The sequence below is a fragment of the Streptomyces sp. NPDC096132 genome, assembly GCF_044763345.1.
GTDB lineage: Bacteria > Actinomycetota > Actinomycetes > Streptomycetales > Streptomycetaceae > Streptomyces.
Genome location: NZ_JBIWGA010000019.1, coordinates 1 through 19,274, shown reverse-complemented (window position 1 = coordinate 19,274; position 19,274 = coordinate 1). Strand labels below are relative to the sequence as shown.

Below are 19,274 nucleotides of genomic sequence, written 5' to 3'. Positions count from 1 at the left end.
TCCAATTGTGCCCACAGTCCGCCGCTATGCACGACACGCGGCGGCGAACGATGGTTGTGCGTTACCTCCTGTATCAGCGCCCCAAGCGCCCGCGGACCATGCCGACGAGGGAGTTGAGCTCCTCGATACGCATGCGGCGGGCGGCGACGAAGAAGACGCCGAGCAGCAGGGCGCCTCCGGCCAGCAGCGCGGCGAAGGAGCCGATCACGCCCTGGCCCAGAGTGTGCCCGATGCCGTAGCAGGCCGCGCCGCTGATCAGGGCGGCCGGTACGGAGGCGATGCACAGTCTGGCGTAGGTGCGCAGGACGTGGGAGCCGTCGAGGTCGCCGCCGAGCCGCTTGCGCAGCCGGTTCCAGGCGACGCCGACACCGATCGCGTAGGCCAGGCCGTACGCGGTGGCCATGCCCACCACCGCCCAGCGGGCCGGCAGGACGAAGTAACAGACCGCCGAGGCACTCGCGTTGACCGCGGCCACGATGACCGTGTTGTAGAAGGGGGTGCGGGTGTCTTCGTACGCGTAGAAGGCGCGCAGCACCACGTACTGCACGGAGTAGGGGATCAGGCCGAGGCCGAAGGCCATCAGCATGAAGCCCATGTTGGTGGCCTCGCTGGTGCCGGAGGAGCCGAAGATCAGGGTGCACATCGGGATGCCGAGGGCGAGGAAGCCGAAGGCGATCGGCACGATCGCGACGGCCGTGGTGCGCAGGCCCTGGGAGATGTCGTCGCGGACCGCGCCCCCGTCGCCCTCGGCCGCCGAGCGGGAGATGCGCGGCAGCAGGGCGGCCATCAGCGAGACGGTGATGATGGCCTGCGGCAGGCCCCAGATCAGCTGGGCGTTGGCGTAGGCGGCGAAGCCGGTGCCGTCGACGGGCGAGTCCTTGCCGGCCGCGGTCGACAGCTGGGAGACGACGATCGCGCCGGCCTGGTTGGCGAGGACGAACAGGAACGTCCACTTGGCGAGTGTCACGGCCTTGCCGAGGCCGTGGCCCCGCCAGTCGAAGCGCAGCCGCAGCCGGAAGCCGGTCTCCCGCAGATACGGGATCATCGCCAGGGCCTGCACGACCAGGCCGAGCAGGACGCCGACGCCGAGGAGCCGTTGGCCCTCCTGCGGGATCGACGTGACCTTCATGCCGGAGTCGGCGGCGGTGCCGTAGACCCAGATGAACATGCCGAGCGTCACGATGATGACGATGTTGTTCAGGACCGGCGTCCACATCATCGCGCCGAACTTGCCGCGCGCGTTGAGGATCTGGCCCATCACCACATGGACGCCCATGAAGAAGATCGAGGGCAGGAAGTAGCGGACGAACGTGACGGCGACGTCGTTGGCCGCCGGGTCGCTGGCGACCGGGTCGGACAGGGCCCGGATCAGCAGGGGGGCGGCGGCGATCGCGGCGATCGTGAGCACGCCCAGCGCCACCATGACCAGGGTCAGCAGACGGTTGGCGTACGCCTCGCCGCCGTCCTCGTCCTCCTTCATGGCCCGCACGAGCTGCGGCACGAACACGGAGTTGAGGCCGCCGCCGACGGTCAGGATGTAGATCATCGTCGGCAGCTGGTAGGCGACCTGGAAGGTGTCGCCGAGCAGGCCGACGCCGAGCGCGGAGACGATCAGCGCGGAGCGGACGAAACCGGTGAGGCGGGAGACCATCGTGCCCGCGGCCATCACGGCGCTGGACTTCAGCAGACCTGCCGCGCGGCCGCCCTTCTTCGCGGCCGGAGCCGGATCGGGCTCCAGGGCTTCGGCCGCGGCGGCCGCGCTGCCGAGGTTCATGGTGCGGTCGTCCACGGGCGGTGCGGAAGCCGGAGCCGCGTATCGCGGCGCGGGCCCCTGACCGCCGGGAGCCACGGCCGGGCCCGGCACCGCCGGCTCGGCCGACGGGCGGGTGCCGCCCTGCTGCTGGTCCTTGAACAGGTGTGCGAAGGCGTCGGGCCGGTGCTCCTCCTCGCCGGAGTGCGACACCAGGTCGTCCACGCCCACGAACTGCGTCGTGCGCGGGTCGTCGCCGTAGGGCAGGTACTGGGTGGGGCCCTCCGGCTCGGGCGCCGGGGGCTGGGCCCACACACGGGGGTCGGGGGCGTACGGGGACTGCGGGGGGCGGCCGTAGAGCGGCTGCTGCGGCTGGTACGTGCCCGGGGGCGGCGGGGGGTGTGCGGCACGGTCGTAGAGCGCCTCGGCGACCGGGTCCTGTGCGGTGAGGTCCTGGGACCGGTAGGGGTCCTGGTCGTAGGCGTCCTGGAGGTACATGTCCGCGGGGTGCTGCGGCGGCACCTGGCCGTGCTCGGGCGGCGGGCCCTCGGGGTGACCCGAGTTGCCCGCGGCCTGGCCGCGGTCACCCTCGTACGGCGCGTTCATGGCTACCCCACCTCATCGTCCCGGGCCCACCGGCCACGACATCCTCAACGGTCCACTCTCTCACCCGTCCCCGAAGGGGCCGCGCTTTCCGCTGCGGTGTCCGTTGTCCCGTCACTCGGCTGCTCCGGGTCGTCTGCCCCGGACCGGGCGCCCGACTCTTCCTCCGTACGGTCCTCGGAACCCCCGGCGTTCACCGGGCCGCCGTCGGCCTCGGCCTCGTCGGTCTCCTCGGCGTCCGCCTCCTCCGCCTCCCGGGCCGCGGCCCGCTTGCGCTGGGTGTACATGCGGAAGCCGGCCAGCACGAGCAGCAGTACACCGCCGCCGATGACCAGCATCACGGTGGCCGTGATCTCGGTCACCTTCACATCGAAGGTGACCGCGTCGCCGTACTTCTGGCCGTCCTCGGTGTACAGCTGGGCGATCACCGTGGTCTGGCCGTTCACGTTGGCGGAGGTGGTGAACTTCACCGTCGTGCTGTGTCCGCCCGAGACCTCGATGGGCTGCTCGTCGTAGACGTGGCCGCCGATCTCCAGACGGGTGTCGTTGGCCGAGGTGAGCCGCAGGATCAGATGGTCGACGCCCTGCACCAGGTTGTTCTGCACGGTCACGGGGATCGTGGCACTGCGCCCGGAGAGCTTGGTCTCCGACTTGTCGATCAGCTTGACCTGGTCGGTGAGGGTGTCGAGGTAGGACTGCACGTCCTGCCGGAAGGTGCTCGCGGCGGTGGACCGGCCCCGCCACGAGGTGGACATCTCCCGGTTCATGGCCCGCCCGAACGGGGTCACCACCCGGGACTTGTCGGCGAGGATCACCTTGAAGTTGTCGAGCTTGTCCTGCGTGGCCGCGATCTGCTCGAAGGCCGACCTCGGCAGTTCCTGCTTGCGCAGCGCGGAGGAGTACGCCGACCGCGACGGCACCTTCGTGGTGGCACCGCCGTCGGGCTTGGCCTCGGCGGCCGCCGAGAGGCCCTGGGACTGCGACCAGCCGCCGCCCTGGAGCGCCGTGACCGCTGCCGCCATCGCCTGGGCCTGGCTCGCGGTCGGCATGCGCTGCGGGGCGACGACGATGCTGCGCTGCTTGTTCGTCTGCAGGTTCAGGGCCAGGCTCTGGGCGAGGAACTCCTGCACCGCGAGTGTGGACGCGGACGCCTTCGTCAGGTCCCCCTCGAACGTCTTCGACAGGCGTGCGTCCGCGACCACCGCCGTGGTGCCGCCACCGATGGGCCGGGCCGCGGAGGGGGTGTAGGACAGGCCGCCGGTCTCCGCCAGGCTGTCGCTGCGGGCGATCACCTTGTCGGCGCCGGCGGAGGTGGCGACCTTGACGATCGACGGGTCGACGGCCCCGTTCACCGGCCAGGCGAAGTCGGTGCTCGGGGTCACGTGGAGCACTGTCTCCACCGTGGTCGCGGCGACGTCGGTGGCCGCCTTCAGCTGGCTCAGCGAGCCGGTGACACCCGTGCCGTTGTGGGCGAGGGAGGCCACGTCCGGGTCGGCGAAGGGCAGGGCGACGACCTCCTTGTCGACCACCGCCTCCTGCAGCTCGGCGAGCCACTGCTTGGCGACGGCCTGGTGGGTGCCGGCCCTGGTGGTGTCGCCGTCGGAGCGGACCCGATAGCTGCCCGTCATGGCGTCGACGGAGGCCAGCAGGTCCGGGTCGATCACCCAGGTGACGTCGAGGTCCTTGCCGAGGCTCAGGAGCTGGTCGAGACGGCCGCCGGGGGCGATCTCCTCGGCCAGGTCCTCGTTGAGGAAGACGGGCGTCTGCTGGGCGTTCGAGCCCGTCTCCGCCGTCATGTGGACGCTGGACACCAGTGGCCACAGCACCGTCGTCTTCGTCGCCGTGTCCGCCCCGTCGGGCTGCCAGGGCAGGAAGGTCCGCTGGATGCCCAGCACCCGCTCCCACGGCTGCGCGGACGTCTCGCCCGAGAGGGATACGCCGAGCGGGTAGACGCCGTCGCCGCCGAGGTCCAGCTTGTCGACCGGTACGGAGATGCTGAAGTGCTCGGCCACGCCCGGCGTGAGCTTGGCGAACTCGGCGACGTACTTGCCGCCCACCTCGGAGCCGTAGGCGCCGTCGAGGTCCTTCGCGTCCTTGGCGGCGTCGTCGATCGCCGAGCGGGTGGTCAGCGCGGAGCCCACCGACAGTCCGACGTGCGCTTCGGTGACGGCCTGCTTGCCCTTGTTGGTCACCGTGCCGGAGACGGTGACGGTGTCGCCGTCGGTCGGGACAGCGGGGCTGAGGGAGTCGACGGCGACGGCGACCGAGCCCGTGTCGGAGGCCTCCTTGGCGGTTGCGGGAGCCTCGGCGTGTGCGGGCAGCTGGAGCAGACCGGCCAGCAGGGGCGCCCCGGCGAGCAGTGCTCCGGTGCGCCGCAGCCACCGGCGGGCAGGTGAGGGACTCATCCCCGGGAAGTCTGCCGCCTCGGCCACGCGTTCGCCCGTCTCTCGTCGTCGTCAGTGGTCGTCGGAATGTGCGTCCACGCATGGTAACGATGCGCGCTGAGGTGAAGTGCCGCGGAGTCCTCCACAAGATCAGGTGAGGCCCTCCTCCTGTCCTCTATGTTCGCGTATAGGGAGGAGTGGCTGTGAAAAAGCTCAAACGCTGATCTTCGGTGGCTATCCACCGAGGTGTCCTGCCCGCCAAATCGGGGCGCCCCGGGGCCGCCGGGGCACGTACCCTCTTCTGTTGTGCCGAACGCCAACGAAGAGACTCCCCGTGCCCTGAGCCAGGTGCAGCACCGCGCGCTGAGCGAACTGCTGCGGGTCGCGCCTGTCGCCGACGACCTAGCCCGCCGTTTCCAGGAGGCCGGGTTCTCCCTCGCCCTGGTCGGCGGCTCGGTCCGGGACGCGCTGCTCGGCCGGCTCGGCAACGACCTGGACTTCACCACGGACGCCCGTCCCGAGGACGTGCTGAAGATCGTGCGGCCGTGGGCGGACGCCGTGTGGGAGGTCGGCATCGCCTTCGGCACGGTCGGTGCGCAGAAGAACGGCTACCAGATCGAGGTGACGACGTACCGCTCCGAGGCGTACGACCGCACCTCGCGCAAGCCCGAGGTGTCCTACGGCGACTCCATCGAGCAGGACCTCGTCCGGCGTGACTTCACTGTGAACGCGATGGCCGTGGCGCTCCCGGAGAAGGAGTTCATCGACCCGCACGGCGGCCTCGACGACCTCGCGGCCCGTGTGCTGCGCACCCCGGGCACGCCCGAGGAGTCCTTCTCGGACGACCCGCTGCGCATGATGCGCGCCGCCCGGTTCGCCGCCCAGCTCGACTTCGAGGTCGCCCCCGAGGTCGTCAAGGCGATGAGGGAGATGTCCGAGCGCCTTGACATCGTCTCCGCGGAACGCGTCCGGGACGAGCTGAACAAGCTGATCCTCTCCTCGTACCCGCGCAAGGGCCTGACCCTCCTGGTCGACACCGGCCTCGCCGGCCACGTCCTGCCGGAGCTGCCCGCCCTGCGGCTGGAGAGCGACGAGCACCACCGGCACAAGGACGTCTACGAGCACACGCTGATCGTCCTGGAGCAGGCGATCGCGCTGGAGGAGAACGGCCCCGACCTGACGCTGCGGCTCGCCGCGCTGCTCCACGACATCGGCAAGCCGCGCACACGGCGGTTCGAGAAGGACGGCCGGGTCTCGTTCCACCACCACGAGGTGGTCGGGGCGAAGATGACCAAGAAGCGTATGACGGCGCTGAAGTACTCCAACGACCTGGTGAAGGACGTCTCCCGCCTCGTCGAGCTCCATCTGCGCTTCCACGGCTACGGCACCGGCGAGTGGACCGACTCAGCCGTCCGCCGTTACGTCCGCGACGGGGGACCGCTGCTCGAGCGCCTTCACAAGCTGACCCGCTCCGACTGCACGACCCGCAACAAGCGCAAGGCCGCCGCGCTCTCGCGGGCGTACGACGGCCTGGAGGAGCGCATCGCTCAGCTCAAGGAGCAGGAGGAGCTCGACGCGATCCGTCCCGACCTCGACGGCAACCAGATCATGGAGATCCTCGGTGTCGGCCCCGGCCCGGTGATCGGCAAGGCGTACCAGCACCTGCTGGAGCTGCGCCTGGAGAACGGGCCGATGGAGTACGACGCGGCGGTGTCGGCACTCAAGGAGTGGTGGGCCGAGCAGAGCTGAGGCCGTGAAACGGGGCGATGTTTCACGTGAAACATCGCCCCCGGACACACAGTGCGAGGGCCGATGTTTCACGTGAAACATCGGCCCTCGTGCATGACGGCTGTGCTGTTACTTGACTTCCTTCAGGCAGAGCACCACGTCGTGGCCGCTGCCGTACTGGATGTAGGAGATCTCCGCGTCGGTGACGGTCTCGCACTTGCTGTCGTCACTGGTGTCATCGAACTTCTCGACGACCTTGTACTGCGCGTTACTTGACGAGCAGTCGACTTCCTGGAGGTCAGGCTCGGTGTTGTTGCCGTCGTTGTGCATGCAGGAACCCACGGACGTGGTCTCGGCGTCGGTGCGGTCGGCCCACCAGCCGATGCCGAACTTCACGCCGAGGATGAGTATGCCGACGACGATGGCGCCGACGATCCGCAGCACCTTCTTGCCGCCGCTCCGAGCCGGGGCCGGCGGCGGCGGAACCGGAGCGTCGCCCTGGTTCGGGAACGGGGCGTACGGCTGTGCCGGGACTCCCGGCTGACCGGGCTGCTGCGCCATGGGGCCGGTGGGCGTCTGGGCGTACGGGTTCTGGCCCTGTGGAGGCGGCGGAGTGGTCACTTCTGGGGTCCCCCTAGAACGTGGGTGCGCATGGCGCGAAATAAGACCCACGTAAAGTACCGGCACCCACTGACAGTCCAGCGATTCAATGGAAGTCTGTGTCTTTGATGTGACACTTACTGGCGCTCAAAGCGGGCCATAGTCACAGCAATTGCTCCGTAGGTAACGGCGACCGTTACCACCAGCGCCGCTGAGCGGCCGTCAGGCGGCAGCATCAGGGCGGCCACACCGGCGGCGCCGACGAAGGCGACGTTGAACAGGACGTCGTAGAGGGAGAAGATCCGGCCGCGGAATCCGTCCTCGACCGAGGACTGGACGATGGTGTCGGTGGAGATCTTCGCGCCCTGGGTGACTAGCCCGAGGACGAAGGCCGCGACGAACGTGGTCGTCCGGGCGAACGGGAGCATCAGGGCCGGCTCCAGAACGGCCGCCGCCGCGGAGCAGACGACGATCCAGCGGGCCGGTCCCAGACGTGCCGCCGCCGGCGGGGTCACCACGGCCGCGACGAAGAAGCCGATGCCGGAGATCCCCACGGCCAGGCCCAACAGGGCCAGTCCCTCGTCGGTGTCCGAGGACCAGGCGTACCGGCACAGCATCAGCACCATGACAGTCAGGGCGCCGTAGCAGAACCGCATCAGGGTGATCGAGCCAAGCGCCCGGGCGGCCTGTCTGCGCTTCGGCTCGGCCAGGTGACGCACCCCTGAGGCGAGCCCTCGGGCCGTTCCTCTGAGAGCGGTCGCCAACCGGGCCGGGACGAGTTCGCGGTCGGGCCCGAGCAGGTCGGCGGCCATGGTCAGGGACATGAGCCCGGCACACAGGTACAGCGCGCTGCCGAGCAGTACCACCGCGGCATCGGTGTCCGCGATCGCCAGCCGTACGACGAAGGCGAGACCGCCGCCCGCGACCGCGGCCAGTGTTCCGGCGGTCGGGGAGAGGGAGTTGGCCAGCACCAGACGCTCGGCGTCGACCACCCGCGGCAGCGCCGCCGAGAGGCCCGCGAGGACGAAGCGGTTGACGGCGGTGACGCACAACGCGGAGACGTAGAAGAGCCAGTCGGGCACGTGGCTGATCATCAGGACGGCCGTCGCGGACGCCAGCAGGGCGCGCAGCAGATTGCCGTAGAGGAAGACCTGGCGGCGGCGCCAGCGATCCAGCAGGACGCCGGCGAACGGGCCGACCAGGGAGTAAGGGAGCAGCAGGACGGCCATCGCGGAGGCGATCGCGCCGGCCGAGGTCTGCTTCTCCGGGGAGAAGACGACGTAGGTGGCGAGCGCGACCTGATAGACGCCGTCGGCGCACTGGGACAGCAGCCGTACGGCGAGCAGGCGCCGGAAGTTGCCGAAGCGCAGCAGGACGCGCAGATCACGGACGACGGCCATGGGGCCCAGCCTCACATACGGGGAAGGTCCCCGGGCCATGTGACCCGGGGACCTTCTCAGCCCTGGCAGGAGCGAATTTTCAGCGGGGTCGCGCTTGGCGCACCGCGTGGTGTCGAGCTAGCGCTCGACCTCACCGCGGATGAACTTCTCGACGTTCTCGCGGGCCTCGTCGTCGAAGTACTGGACCGGCGGGGACTTCATGAAGTAGCTGGAGGCCGACAGGATCGGGCCGCCGATGCCGCGGTCCTTGGCGATCTTCGCGGCGCGCAGGGCGTCGATGATGACACCCGCGGAGTTCGGGGAGTCCCAGACCTCGAGCTTGTACTCCAGGTTCAGCGGGACGTCACCGAAGGCGCGGCCCTCGAGGCGGACGTACGCCCACTTGCGGTCGTCGAGCCAGGCGACGTAGTCGGACGGACCGATGTGGACGTTCTTCTCGCCGAGCTCCCGGTCGGGGATCTGGGAGGTGACGGCCTGCGTCTTGGAGATCTTCTTGGACTCCAGGCGGTCACGCTCGAGCATGTTCTTGAAGTCCATGTTGCCGCCGACGTTCAGCTGCATGGTGCGGTCCAGGACGACACCGCGGTCCTCGAACAGCTTCGCCATGACGCGGTGCGTGATGGTGGCGCCGACCTGGGACTTGATGTCGTCACCGACGATCGGGACGCCCGCCTCGGTGAACTTGTCCGCCCACTCCTTGGTGCCGGCGATGAAGACCGGGAGGGCGTTGACGAAGGCGACCTTGGCGTCGATGGCGCACTGGGCGTAGAACTTCGCCGCCTCCTCGGAGCCCACCGGCAGGTAGCAGACGAGGACGTCGACCTGCTTCTTCTTGAGGATCTTCACGACGTCGACCGGCTCGGCCTCGGACTCCTCGATGGTCTCGCGGTAGTACTTGCCGAGACCGTCGAGGGTGTGGCCGCGTCGCACCTTCACACCGGTGTTCGGCACGTCGCAGATCTTGATGGTGTTGTTCTCGGACGCGCCAATGGCATCTGCCAGGTCCAGGCCGACCTTCTTGGCGTCCACGTCGAACGCGGCGACGAACTCGACGTCACGGACGTGGTAGTCGCCGAACTGGACGTGCATCAGGCCCGGGACCTTGGACGCCGGGTCGGCGTCCTTGTAGTACTCGACGCCCTGCACCAGCGATGCGGCGCAGTTGCCCACACCGACGATGGCTACGCGAACCGAACCCATTCCGGTTGCTCCCTGTGTGTACGAGTGAGGCCCTGGCTGGGCGCTCACGTGGTGGTGTCGCCGGGCGTATCCGTCCCGGGGGTGTCCCCGGGACGGGGCAGGACGCCCGGCGCTCCATTGGTGTTCTGCTGAGCGGACCCCCCGGAAGCGGAACCCTTCAGGTCCCGTCCGGCCCGCTCGCTCTCGATGAGCTCGTTCAGCCAGCGCACTTCGCGCTCCACGGACTCCATCCCGTGGCGCTGGAGCTCAAGCGTGTAGTCGTCGAGGCGCTCCCGGGTGCGCGCCAGGGAGGCGCGCATCTTCTCCAGTCGCTCCTCCAGCCGGCTGCGGCGGCCTTCGAGGACTCGCATCCGGACGTCGCGCGAGGTCTGCCCGAAGAAGGCGAAACGAGCCGCGAAGTGCTCGTCCTCGTACGCGTCGGGCCCCGTCTGCGAGAGCAGGTCCTCGAAGTGCTCCTTACCTTCCGCCGTCAACCGGTAGACGATCTTGGCGCGACGCCCTGCGAGTGGCGCGGCGAGGGCGTCCTCGGGGGTGTTCCCCGGTTCCTCGATCAACCAGCCGTTGGCGACCAGCGTCTTGAGGCAGGGGTACAGCGTCCCGTAGCTGAAGGCACGGAACACTCCCAGTGACGTATTGAGTCGTTTGCGCAGCTCATAGCCATGCATCGGGGATTCGCGAAGCAGGCCGAGCACGGCGAACTCGAGGATGCCGGAGCGTCGGCTCAACGTCGCCTCCTCTCGTCCGCAGCTCGCTTATCTCGCTCTGATGTATCGACTCGATACATCACGACGATAGAACGGCCTTCCGGATGCGACAAGAGGGGAGACGGTGAACGGGATCACATCACCGATTCGTTGCAGGCAACTTGCCTGATTTGGGGTGAACCTCTGAGCTGGGCAGGTTTTGACGGTGCGTAGTCTGTGCGCCATGCAGACCACCGGGACTCAAGGGACGCCGGGGGGCGTCGAGGCCCTCGGTGCCGTACGGGTGAATGCGCGACCGACCACATCCGTACTTCGGGGGGACAGGAAACCAGCCGCCCTTTCCAGGCGCGCACGGATGCGCCTGCCCTAGGAGTAATCGTTCGATGAGCGAGCACCGTCGCAAACCGCCGCAGCCGCAGGGAGGCGGACGAGCCGCGGCCCGACGCGGCCAGTCCGGGCCGCCCCTCGGCCGCCGCGCACCGCGAGGCGCCACCGGATCTCCTTCCGACTATGGGTTGGGTCTTGGGTCGGGAAGCGAGGAGCAGTCGTACCCCGGCCGCGCCGATGCCCGACGCGCCTCCCAGAGAAGCTCGGGTGGCCGGCGTAGAGGGCCCGAGCCCACCGGCGGCCGCCGCGGCGGCCCGACCGGCCCCGGCCGGGGCAGAGGGCGCTCGGCGCCCGGCAGGAAGCGCCTGATCGACTATCCGCGCGCCGACAAGTACGGCTGGCAGCGCTGGATGCCGTCCTGGAAGCTCGTCGCCGGTCTGTTCATCGGCTTCGTCGGCAGCATGGTGGCCGTGGCGGGCATCGGCTACGCCATGGTGGGTGTGCCCGACGTCGACAAGACGGCGACCGCCCAGAACAACGTCTACTACTGGAAAGACGGCTCCCAGATGGTGGCCACCGGTGGTGAGACGAACCGTCAGAACATCTCGCTCTCGCAGATCCCCCAGGAGATGCGCTACGCGGTGATCTCGCAGGAGAACAAGACCTTCTACGAGGACAGCGGCATCGACCCCAAGGGCATCGCCCGGGCCCTGTTCAACATGGCCCGAGGCGGTCAGACGCAGGGTGGTTCGACCATCACCCAGCAGTACGTCAAGAACGCGATGCTGAACGACCAGTCGCAGACGATCTCCCGTAAGTTCAAGGAGATCTTCGTGTCGATAAAGGTGGGCGCCGAGGTCGACAAGGACACGATCATGGCCGGCTACCTGAACTCCGCGTACTACGGCCGCAACGACTACGGCCTCCAGGCGGCCGCCCGCGGCTACTTCGGCAAGGACGCGATCAAGCTCAACCCGGGTGAGTGCGCCTTCTTGGCCGCCATGCTGAAGGGCGCCACGTACTACGACCCGGCGGGTGCCACCTCCATCGACCCGGTCAATGCCACGCCCGAGAAGAACAGCAAGCGGGCCCTGCTCCAGATGCAGGACACCCTCGACAAGATGGTCGAGTACGGCCACCTCGACGCCTCGGTCCGCGCCAAGTACACCAAGCTCCCCGCGGTGAAGAACCCGCGGTCGAACACCCAGCTCAGCGGTCAGGTCGGCTACCTCGTCGACCTCGCCAACGGTTACCTGGTGACCCACAGCAAGGAGACCGGGATCACCCAGAACCTGCTGCAGCAGGGCGGCTACTCGATCTACACGACCTTCGACAAGAACAAGGTCAAGGCGCTCGAGGAATCGGTCACGAAGGTCCAGAAGGCCAACATCAAGCCGAAGGAACGCCCGGAGACGGACACCCACGTCCAGTTCGGCGGGGCCTCCGTGGAGCCGGACACCGGTGCCATCCGGGCCATCTACGGCGGTGAGGACGCCACCAAGCACTTCACCGACAACGCCGACGAAACCGGTGCCCAGGTCGGTTCGACCTTCAAGCCGTTCGTGCTGGCGGCCGCGATGACCTGGGGCGTGCGCGACCCGGACCTGGGGTCGTCGCAGGCGCAGGACGAGCGCACCATCGTCTCCCCCGAGAGCCTGTTCAGCGGTAAGAACAAGCTCAAGATCCAGGACTACAACAGGACGGTCTGGAAGAACGAGAAGGGTCAGGAGTGGTTGCAGACCAATGACGGCAACGCCTCGTACGGATCTGCGCCGGACTTCAAGATCGACCTGCGCGAGGCGATGCGCGAGTCGGTGAACTCCGCCTTCGTGCAGCTCGGCATGGACGTCGGTCTGGACAAGGTGGAGGACGCCGCGATCAGTGCGGGGCTGCGGAAGGACAGCCTCACCGGCACCACCTTCCCCGCGTTCTCGATCGGTATCTCCGACCCGAGCGCGATTCGTATGGCGGGCTCGTACGCCACCTTCGCCGCGAGCGGCAAACAGCGCGACCCGTACTCCGTGGAGAAGGTCACCAGCGAGGACGGCCAGATCTTCACGCACAAGGTCGAGTCGAAGCAGGCCTTCACCTCGAAGGTCGCCGACAACGTCACGGACGTCCTGAAGACCGTGGTCGAGCGGGGCACCGGTACCAACGCTCAGCTGCCCGGCCGTGAGGTGGCGGGCAAGACCGGTACCACCGACGGCAACAAGTCGGCCTGGTTCGTCGGCTACACACCTCAGCTGTCGACCGCGATCAGCATGTTCCGCCTGGACGACGACGAGAACAACAAGAACCGCACGTTCCTGAAGATGTTCGGAACGGGTGGCCAGAAGAAGATCCACGGCGCCTCGTTCCCGGCCCAGATCTGGCACGACTACATGGCCGAGGCCCTGGAAGGCACGCCGGCGAAGGACTTCCCGGAGCCCGAGCCGATCGGTGAGGTCGTCAACGCGGAACCGTCGGCGACGCCCACTCCCACGGCCACCGAGACCGAGGAAGCGCAGCAGTCCCCGACTCCGACCGCCACGCAGACGCAGATCCAGCCGTCGCCCACGGCCACGGAGACCTGCAACAACTTCTTCCAGTGCAACAACGGCGGCACGGACGCCGGCACCACGGACGGAGGCACGGGCGGGGACAGCACACCGACACCGACCGCGACCGAGACGGACAGCACCAGAGGCAATCAGAACGGAGGCCTCTTCGGAGGCTCCGGAGGCTGATGAGGATGCTGATGCATCACTGATGAACATCGGGGCCCGCCATCTGGCGGGCCCCGATGTCATTCAGAACTTGGTGCTGCACTTCAGGGGATACTCGTTCCCCTGGAACCTGACGCACACGCGATACGTGTACGAAGCGCCGCCCAGCATGTTCGACCAGTCGTTGCCGGAGTCGGGCACAGCGAGGGAAAACGACTTGATAAGCGTCGTTCCGGACGAGTTGTACTTCTCGATGGACCCGAAGGCGTTGTAGGTCGGATTGCTCGACGTGTTGTGCACGCGGACCCAGGCGGCGTCACAGGTGCTCGACCACCTCAGTTCGGCGATCCGACCGTTGTTGTTCACCGTACGCGCCGTGGTCGTGTTCGCGTCGTCGCAGTTCATCGACACGGGGCCCTTGCCCTCGCACCCTGTGCTGTTGCAGCCCGCTGCGTACGACGTTCCACCCAGCGGAATCAGAACGGCGGTCATCGCCGCTCCGGTGACGGCAGCGACCTTGATCACGGATTTCTTCTTCATCGCTTCTCCTGTGCGGGTTTCATTCGATCGACACATGGCTGAGCGGCCGCATCCAAACACGGTCACGCAGCTTCGTTCAGCAGTCCGATCTCACTGACGCGCAGGCCCAGCGCGAATCGCCCGCGGGCCTCCAAGTCTTCCATCAGCCTGTTCACCCGTCGCTGGACAGTTCTGTGTCCCAGGGCGAGATGTTGGGCGATGGCTTTGTCCGGGAGGCCGTTTCGCATAAGGCGAAGGATCTCCATATCGAGGTCATCGGTAGATAACTTGCGGCTCAATGGGGAGCCCCCGTTTTTTGTGTGCCTTACCAGCATTCTTGCTTCGGATTGGTGGTGCGCTTCCGTCACTCTATGTGTGTCAGCTATGTGCAAGCAAGGTTGTTTAATACTCACCTATTGGCGTATAGCGGGGCAAAAAATTGGCGTAATTGCGCCATGTGGCCAGGTTTTTCGGGTTGAATGCGGGTGTTTTGCGCGGCTTATGTCGGGTTAGGCGCCTTCTTGTTCGGCCTTCTGGCCGTCGGGCGTAAATACGCCAGCAGTGGCTGTGTTTTCGGTGGTTTCCTCGTGATGTCATGTCTGCGATTTGTTTTTTTGCTGGGATCGCTCGGTGGCCGTCGTTCCGTTCCCGGTGGGTCGAATTCCGAGGGATTGAGCAGTTGTTTCATTCGGAATCGGCGGCGGAGTGCTCCACACGCAGCAATCCATCTTCGAGGGAGTTGCGTTGACACGTAGAAGACGCAGGACGACCGTTGCGGTTGCCCTGGCGGCGACAACAGCCGTGGCGGGCCTGGTACAGCCGCCCGCGGCGGCCGCCGCCCCGGTACCGCGCCCGGCGGCAGGCGACGCCGACAGCAGGCTCGCCTCGTCCTCGGTATCGGCGGACCGGCGCGCCGAGCTGCTGGGCAAGAACTGGAAGAAGTCGGGCGACCTGGCGTGGACCACGTCGGGGGACGCCGAGGGCTTCCACGTCCTCACCGCACAGAAGAAGGACGGCTACACATGGCGGACCGCCGCCTCGCTGTCCGAGCCGGGGTTCGAGGCAGACGCCTGGATCGGCAACATATGTGTCACCGGTTCCGGCAAGCGGGCGGTTGTGGTCTACGCGCCGCGCACCTTCACCAACAAGCCGCAGCTGATGGCCCGCGGCGGCTTCACGGCGATCGTCGACCTGACGAACGGCCAGGTGACGAAGCTGAAGCTCAAGGCATCGCTGTCGTATTACAACCCGGGCTGCGGCACAGGAGAGACGGCTGTCCTCACCCAGTCCGGCGGCGACGATCTGCCTGGTACGCGGCTGATCAAGCTGAACACGTCAACGGGCAAGCCTGGTAAGGCGATCGATCTCAAGGGGCAGTACACGTCCGCGGTGCCGACCGCGGGCGGCACCATGACCGCGGCCTCCGGTGCGGAGGTCGTACGGGTCGACGCCCACGGCGGGCGCAAGATCCTCGTCCGTACCGACGGCGTGCCCTACCGGCTCACCCCGGACGGCCAGGGCGGGGTCACCTTCCTCGACAAGCGGGGCCTCACCTCCCAGGTCAAGCGCATCACCGCCGCCGCCGTGACCCACCCGGACGCGCGTCGGACGCGTGCGGCGGTACTGGCGCAGGGCCTCGCGACCGAGACGGGACTCACCCGCAGTGCTGGGACCGTGTATGTGACCGGCAGGACCAAGGCCGGCTCCGGATCCGTTCAGCTGCCGTCGACGGTACGACGGCTCTCGGACGCTCCGAAGGACGCCACCGTCTCCACGCGTGGCGAGGCCGTCCTGACCCACACGGCCTGGGCCGACGGCAAGGGGACGCTGCTGCTGCCCGGCGAGGCCGCAAAGGCCCGCACGGTGAAGATGTCCCTGACCACACGCGGTACGGGCCGCACGGCTTCCTTCACCGTGGATCCGGGCCTGCGGGTGTCGGCGTATGCGGGCCAGGGCCGTGACGCGTCGCCCGGGCTGCTGTCCGGTGCCGGAGGCAACGGCAAGGCGTCGGTGACGGCGACGGTCGCCGGTGACCCGAACGATCCGGTGGAGGCCGAGCGCACCTGTTCCGTGCCACGCAACGACCCGCTGAACCAGGCCATGCAGCCCAAGCCGCGCCAAGTGGAGTGGGCGGTCGACATGGCGGTCAAAGGCCTGCTCAACACGCACATTTCGCGTCCGGCAGGCTGGAAGAACCTGGGGATGCCCGCGTATCAGCCGCAGACCCTCTTCCTGAACCCCGCGCTGGAGGGCGGCGGCCGGGCAATGGCACAGGTCATGCTCGGCGTGACCACGCAGGAGTCGAACATGTGGCAGGCCGGCCGGGAAGCCGTCCCCGGTGTCACCGCCAGCCCGCTGATCGGCAACTACTACGGAATCAACCTCTACGACGGTGACACCGGCAACGACTGGGACGTCAACTTCGCCAAGGCGGACTGCGGTTATGGGATCACACAGATCACCGACCACATGCGTATGGCCGGCCGTGAGGACGGACACGGCGGCGAGGCCTGGCCCTACCAGAAGCAGCGGGCTGCCGCTCTCGACTACACCGCGAACATCGCGGCCGGTCTGCAGACCCTGGTCTCCAAGTGGAACGAGACCCGCGCCGCCGGCATGATCGCCAACCACGGCACCACGGGCCGGCCGGAGAACTGGTACTTCGCCCTGTGGGCCTACAACTCCGGCTTCCACCCCAACGCCGGTGACGGTTCACCGTGGGGGCTGGGCTGGGCCAACAACCCCGCCAACCCCGAATGGGATGCCGGGCGGCTGCCGTTCATGGAGAACGCCGCCGGCGGCGAGGACGCCAGTGCCGCCGCCCGCCCGCAGAACTGGCCCTACCAGGAGAAGGTCCTCGGCTTCGCCGCACATCCGCCGTCCTTCCTGGAATCGCCCGGCACGCTGGTTCCCGCCTTCCGGCCCGCCACCTGGAACGGCACCAACTCGGCCGTCACCGTCAAGGGCAGCGCGCTCTACAACCGCGCACATCTGAAGGCACCCGAGGACTCGTTCTGTGACTCCTCCAACAGCTGCGACCCGAGCCGGATCTCCGACGGCGCCTCGAACGACACCGCGTCCAGTGGTCCGTGCGGCCGTGACGACGTCAAATGCTGGTGGAACAAGTCGGTGACCTGGAAGAGCGACTGCGTCGACACCTGCGGCTACGAGTTCGTTCGCTTCGGCGACAGCTCACCGGAGGAGGCCGACGGTACGGCGTATCCGCCCAACTGCACGGTCAGCGGTCTCCCGGACGGCGCCCTGATCGTCGACGACGTCCCCGCGGGAACTCCCGTCGTCCGCCCGGGGTGCACCAACTCCTGGACGAACTCCGGCACCTTCACCCTCGGTTTCGCGAACAACGGGGTCGAGACCGTCTACCCGGCCAAGATCGACCTCCATCAACTGGGGGCCGGCTTCGGCGGCCACTTCTACTTCGGCCACACCCGGGCCGATGACGCCAAGGGCCAGCGGTTGAAGATCACGGGTGACTGGAAGCTGAACAAGTCGCTCACGGGGCGGGCCAAGGTCATGGTCCACCTTCCCGACCACGGCGCTCAGACGAAGTACGCGAAGTACCGGATAACGACCAGGAACGGTACGCGTACCAAGACGATCTCCCAGCCGGGCAGCGGAAACCGCTGGGTCGAACTGGGGATCTACGCCTTCGACAACGTGCCGGAAGTCCAGCTGGACACGATCACTCCCAACGGCACGGGCGACGAGGACATCGCGTTCGACGCGGTGGCCTTCGTGCCCGGCCGCTACCCCACCGTCGACATCACGCTGCCGGCACCGGACGAGAACGCGCCGAACGTCGACTGGGACAGCATCAACGGACCCCAGACGATGGAGGCTCCGCAGTACGAGCCCGCCATTCCGGACAACGCGGGCCCCGGCTCCGGCGCCACGGCGTTCAGGGGCGAGCCGGCGAAGCTGAAGGGTTACTCCTGCTCTCCCGCGAACTCTCAGGGGATCAGCGGCTGCTCCCGTCTCCTCACGACCAAGCAGCAGATGGCCGGCCGGCCCGCGGTGCGGAAGCAGACAGCGGCGCAGAGCGCTTCCGCCCTGGGCGACATTGTCTCGTGGTGCAGCAACACCATCGGGTCGCACCGGTACACGAGGTTCGAGGCCTGCTTCCACACGACCTACGAGTACGTGGCCATCGACACCGAGGACGGTTCGACCTTCGCCGAAGCCGACTTCGACGTCTTCCAGCAGATCAGGCTGAACCAGAAGTCGAAGGACTTCGAGCAGCAGATGGAGGTCTGGCCGATCGGAACACTGGACCCGAAACTGGTCAACATCACTCTGGACATGCGCATGAACTGCTTCGACGAAGGCAGCACATGCACGTCCCAGACCGAGCAGTGGAACTCGTCGCTGACCTGGACACCCGGTGACGCCCACATAGCCAGGGCGACGAAGAAGCACTCCTGGACCAACTACACCTCGACCAAGGGCTGGGACATCCTCGGCTTCAACTGGAAGTTCCAGGGCTACACTCCCGTGGCCGGCCCCACCGCGATCAAGGTCTACGCCCAGGACCTGCTCCCGCAGTGCGACAACTTCGCCATCAACGGCACGGAAGGCTGCAGCTTCGGCACATACCGGCCCACCTACCAGTTCAACTCGGCGAAGTACCCGGCCGCCGCGGCGCACGCCTGGCTCATCCAGAACGCGCTGTCACCGCACGCCGGGTCCAAGAAGTACAACTCGCCGATGAACTACCTTCCCGACGAGAAGAACCAGTACGAGCGGAAGACGCAGAAGAACCGGGACGTCATCTGCCCGAGGTCGTACACCTACCACCCGGACACCACCCTGAGGAACGCCGGCGACACGGCGTCCTGCGACGAATACGCCTTCGCCTCCACCTATCAGTCCGCCGGTATGCCTTCGGAGATGCGCGGGCGCAATCCGGTGTCCTCCGGCGATGCGTGCGTGCAGACCTACGCGACCCGCATCGGCGAGGGCACGTGGAAGCTGTACGACGACGACCGGTACGACCCGCCCTCGTTCAACGAGGTGTGCGGACGCTCGTCCATGTCCGGCTGGCAGAACTCGGGATCCATGAACCGGTTCGGCGGGTTCGCGTCGCATTTCCGGCTTCTCGACGCGGATTCCTACTGGGTCGACATTCCCGGATTCGACGGTTGCCCGACGGCGGGCCCGAAGATCGAGTGCACGATGAAGCCGTAGCGCACCCATTCCGGTGAGGAGCCGGGGGGGGGGCCCCCCCCCCGGCCCCCCCCCCCCCCGGCCCCCCCCCCCCGCCCCCGCGGGGGGGGGGGGGGCGGGGGGCCCCCCCGCCCCCTTTCCCCGGCCCGGCCGCGCGCGGGCGGGTGTGGGCA

General features: G+C 67.8%; 11 protein-coding genes. 3 read left to right on the top strand and 8 right to left on the bottom strand.

Annotation, left to right across the window (positions count from 1 at the left end; all coding sequences use genetic code 11):
- Positions 1–73: 73 nt before the first annotated feature.
- A complete protein-coding gene (gene murJ / locus ACIRF9_RS35795; RefSeq protein ID WP_403830953.1) occupies positions 74–2,356 on the bottom strand; it encodes a murein biosynthesis integral membrane protein MurJ in 2,283 nt (760 codons plus the stop codon).
- Between the two features lie 44 nt (positions 2,357–2,400).
- Positions 2,401–4,785, bottom strand: coding sequence for a DUF6049 family protein (locus ACIRF9_RS35790; protein ID WP_403830951.1), 2,385 nt, complete (start codon positions 4,783–4,785; stop codon positions 2,401–2,403).
- 258 nt (positions 4,786–5,043) lie between these two features.
- Here ACIRF9_RS35790 and ACIRF9_RS35785 point away from each other — a divergent pair, with 258 nt between their 5' ends.
- The gene (locus ACIRF9_RS35785; RefSeq protein ID WP_403830948.1) at positions 5,044–6,486 is read left to right on the top strand and encodes a CCA tRNA nucleotidyltransferase; all 1,443 of its coding nucleotides are present in this window, start codon (positions 5,044–5,046) and stop codon (positions 6,484–6,486) included.
- 108 nt (positions 6,487–6,594) lie between these two features.
- On the opposite strand, the gene ACIRF9_RS35780 is transcribed toward ACIRF9_RS35785, so the two are convergent.
- From ACIRF9_RS35780 to ACIRF9_RS35765, 4 genes are all read right to left on the bottom strand, one after another.
- On the bottom strand, positions 6,595–7,086 hold the full coding sequence (locus ACIRF9_RS35780) for a hypothetical protein (protein ID WP_403830946.1): 492 nt from the start codon (positions 7,084–7,086) through the stop codon (positions 6,595–6,597).
- 116 nt (positions 7,087–7,202) lie between these two features.
- The gene (locus ACIRF9_RS35775) at positions 7,203–8,465 is read right to left on the bottom strand and encodes an MFS transporter (RefSeq protein WP_403830944.1); all 1,263 of its coding nucleotides are present in this window, start codon (positions 8,463–8,465) and stop codon (positions 7,203–7,205) included.
- 117 nt (positions 8,466–8,582) lie between these two features.
- Positions 8,583–9,665, bottom strand: a complete 1,083-nt coding sequence (locus ACIRF9_RS35770) for an inositol-3-phosphate synthase (protein WP_403830941.1) — start codon at positions 9,663–9,665, stop codon at positions 8,583–8,585.
- A gap of 44 nt (positions 9,666–9,709) precedes the next feature.
- Positions 9,710–10,390, bottom strand: coding sequence for a PadR family transcriptional regulator (locus tag ACIRF9_RS35765; protein WP_403830939.1), 681 nt, complete (start codon positions 10,388–10,390; stop codon positions 9,710–9,712).
- 362 nt (positions 10,391–10,752) lie between these two features.
- On the opposite strand from ACIRF9_RS35765, the gene ACIRF9_RS35760 reads away from it, so the two are divergent.
- Positions 10,753–13,422: a transglycosylase domain-containing protein gene (locus tag ACIRF9_RS35760; protein ID WP_403830937.1), complete on the top strand. Its 2,670-nt coding sequence runs from the start codon at positions 10,753–10,755 to the stop codon at positions 13,420–13,422.
- Between the two features lie 63 nt (positions 13,423–13,485).
- Here ACIRF9_RS35760 and ACIRF9_RS35755 read toward each other — a convergent pair whose 3' ends face one another.
- Positions 13,486–13,941, bottom strand: a complete 456-nt coding sequence (locus ACIRF9_RS35755; protein WP_403830934.1) for a DUF2690 domain-containing protein — start codon at positions 13,939–13,941, stop codon at positions 13,486–13,488.
- Between the two features lie 62 nt (positions 13,942–14,003).
- On the bottom strand, positions 14,004–14,186 hold the full coding sequence (locus ACIRF9_RS35750) for a helix-turn-helix domain-containing protein (RefSeq protein ID WP_403831280.1): 183 nt from the start codon (positions 14,184–14,186) through the stop codon (positions 14,004–14,006).
- Between the two features lie 478 nt (positions 14,187–14,664).
- On the opposite strand from ACIRF9_RS35750, the gene ACIRF9_RS35745 reads away from it, so the two are divergent.
- A complete protein-coding gene (locus ACIRF9_RS35745; protein WP_403830931.1) occupies positions 14,665–19,122 on the top strand; it encodes a hypothetical protein in 4,458 nt (1,485 codons plus the stop codon).
- The last annotated feature ends 152 nt before the right edge of the window (positions 19,123–19,274 follow it).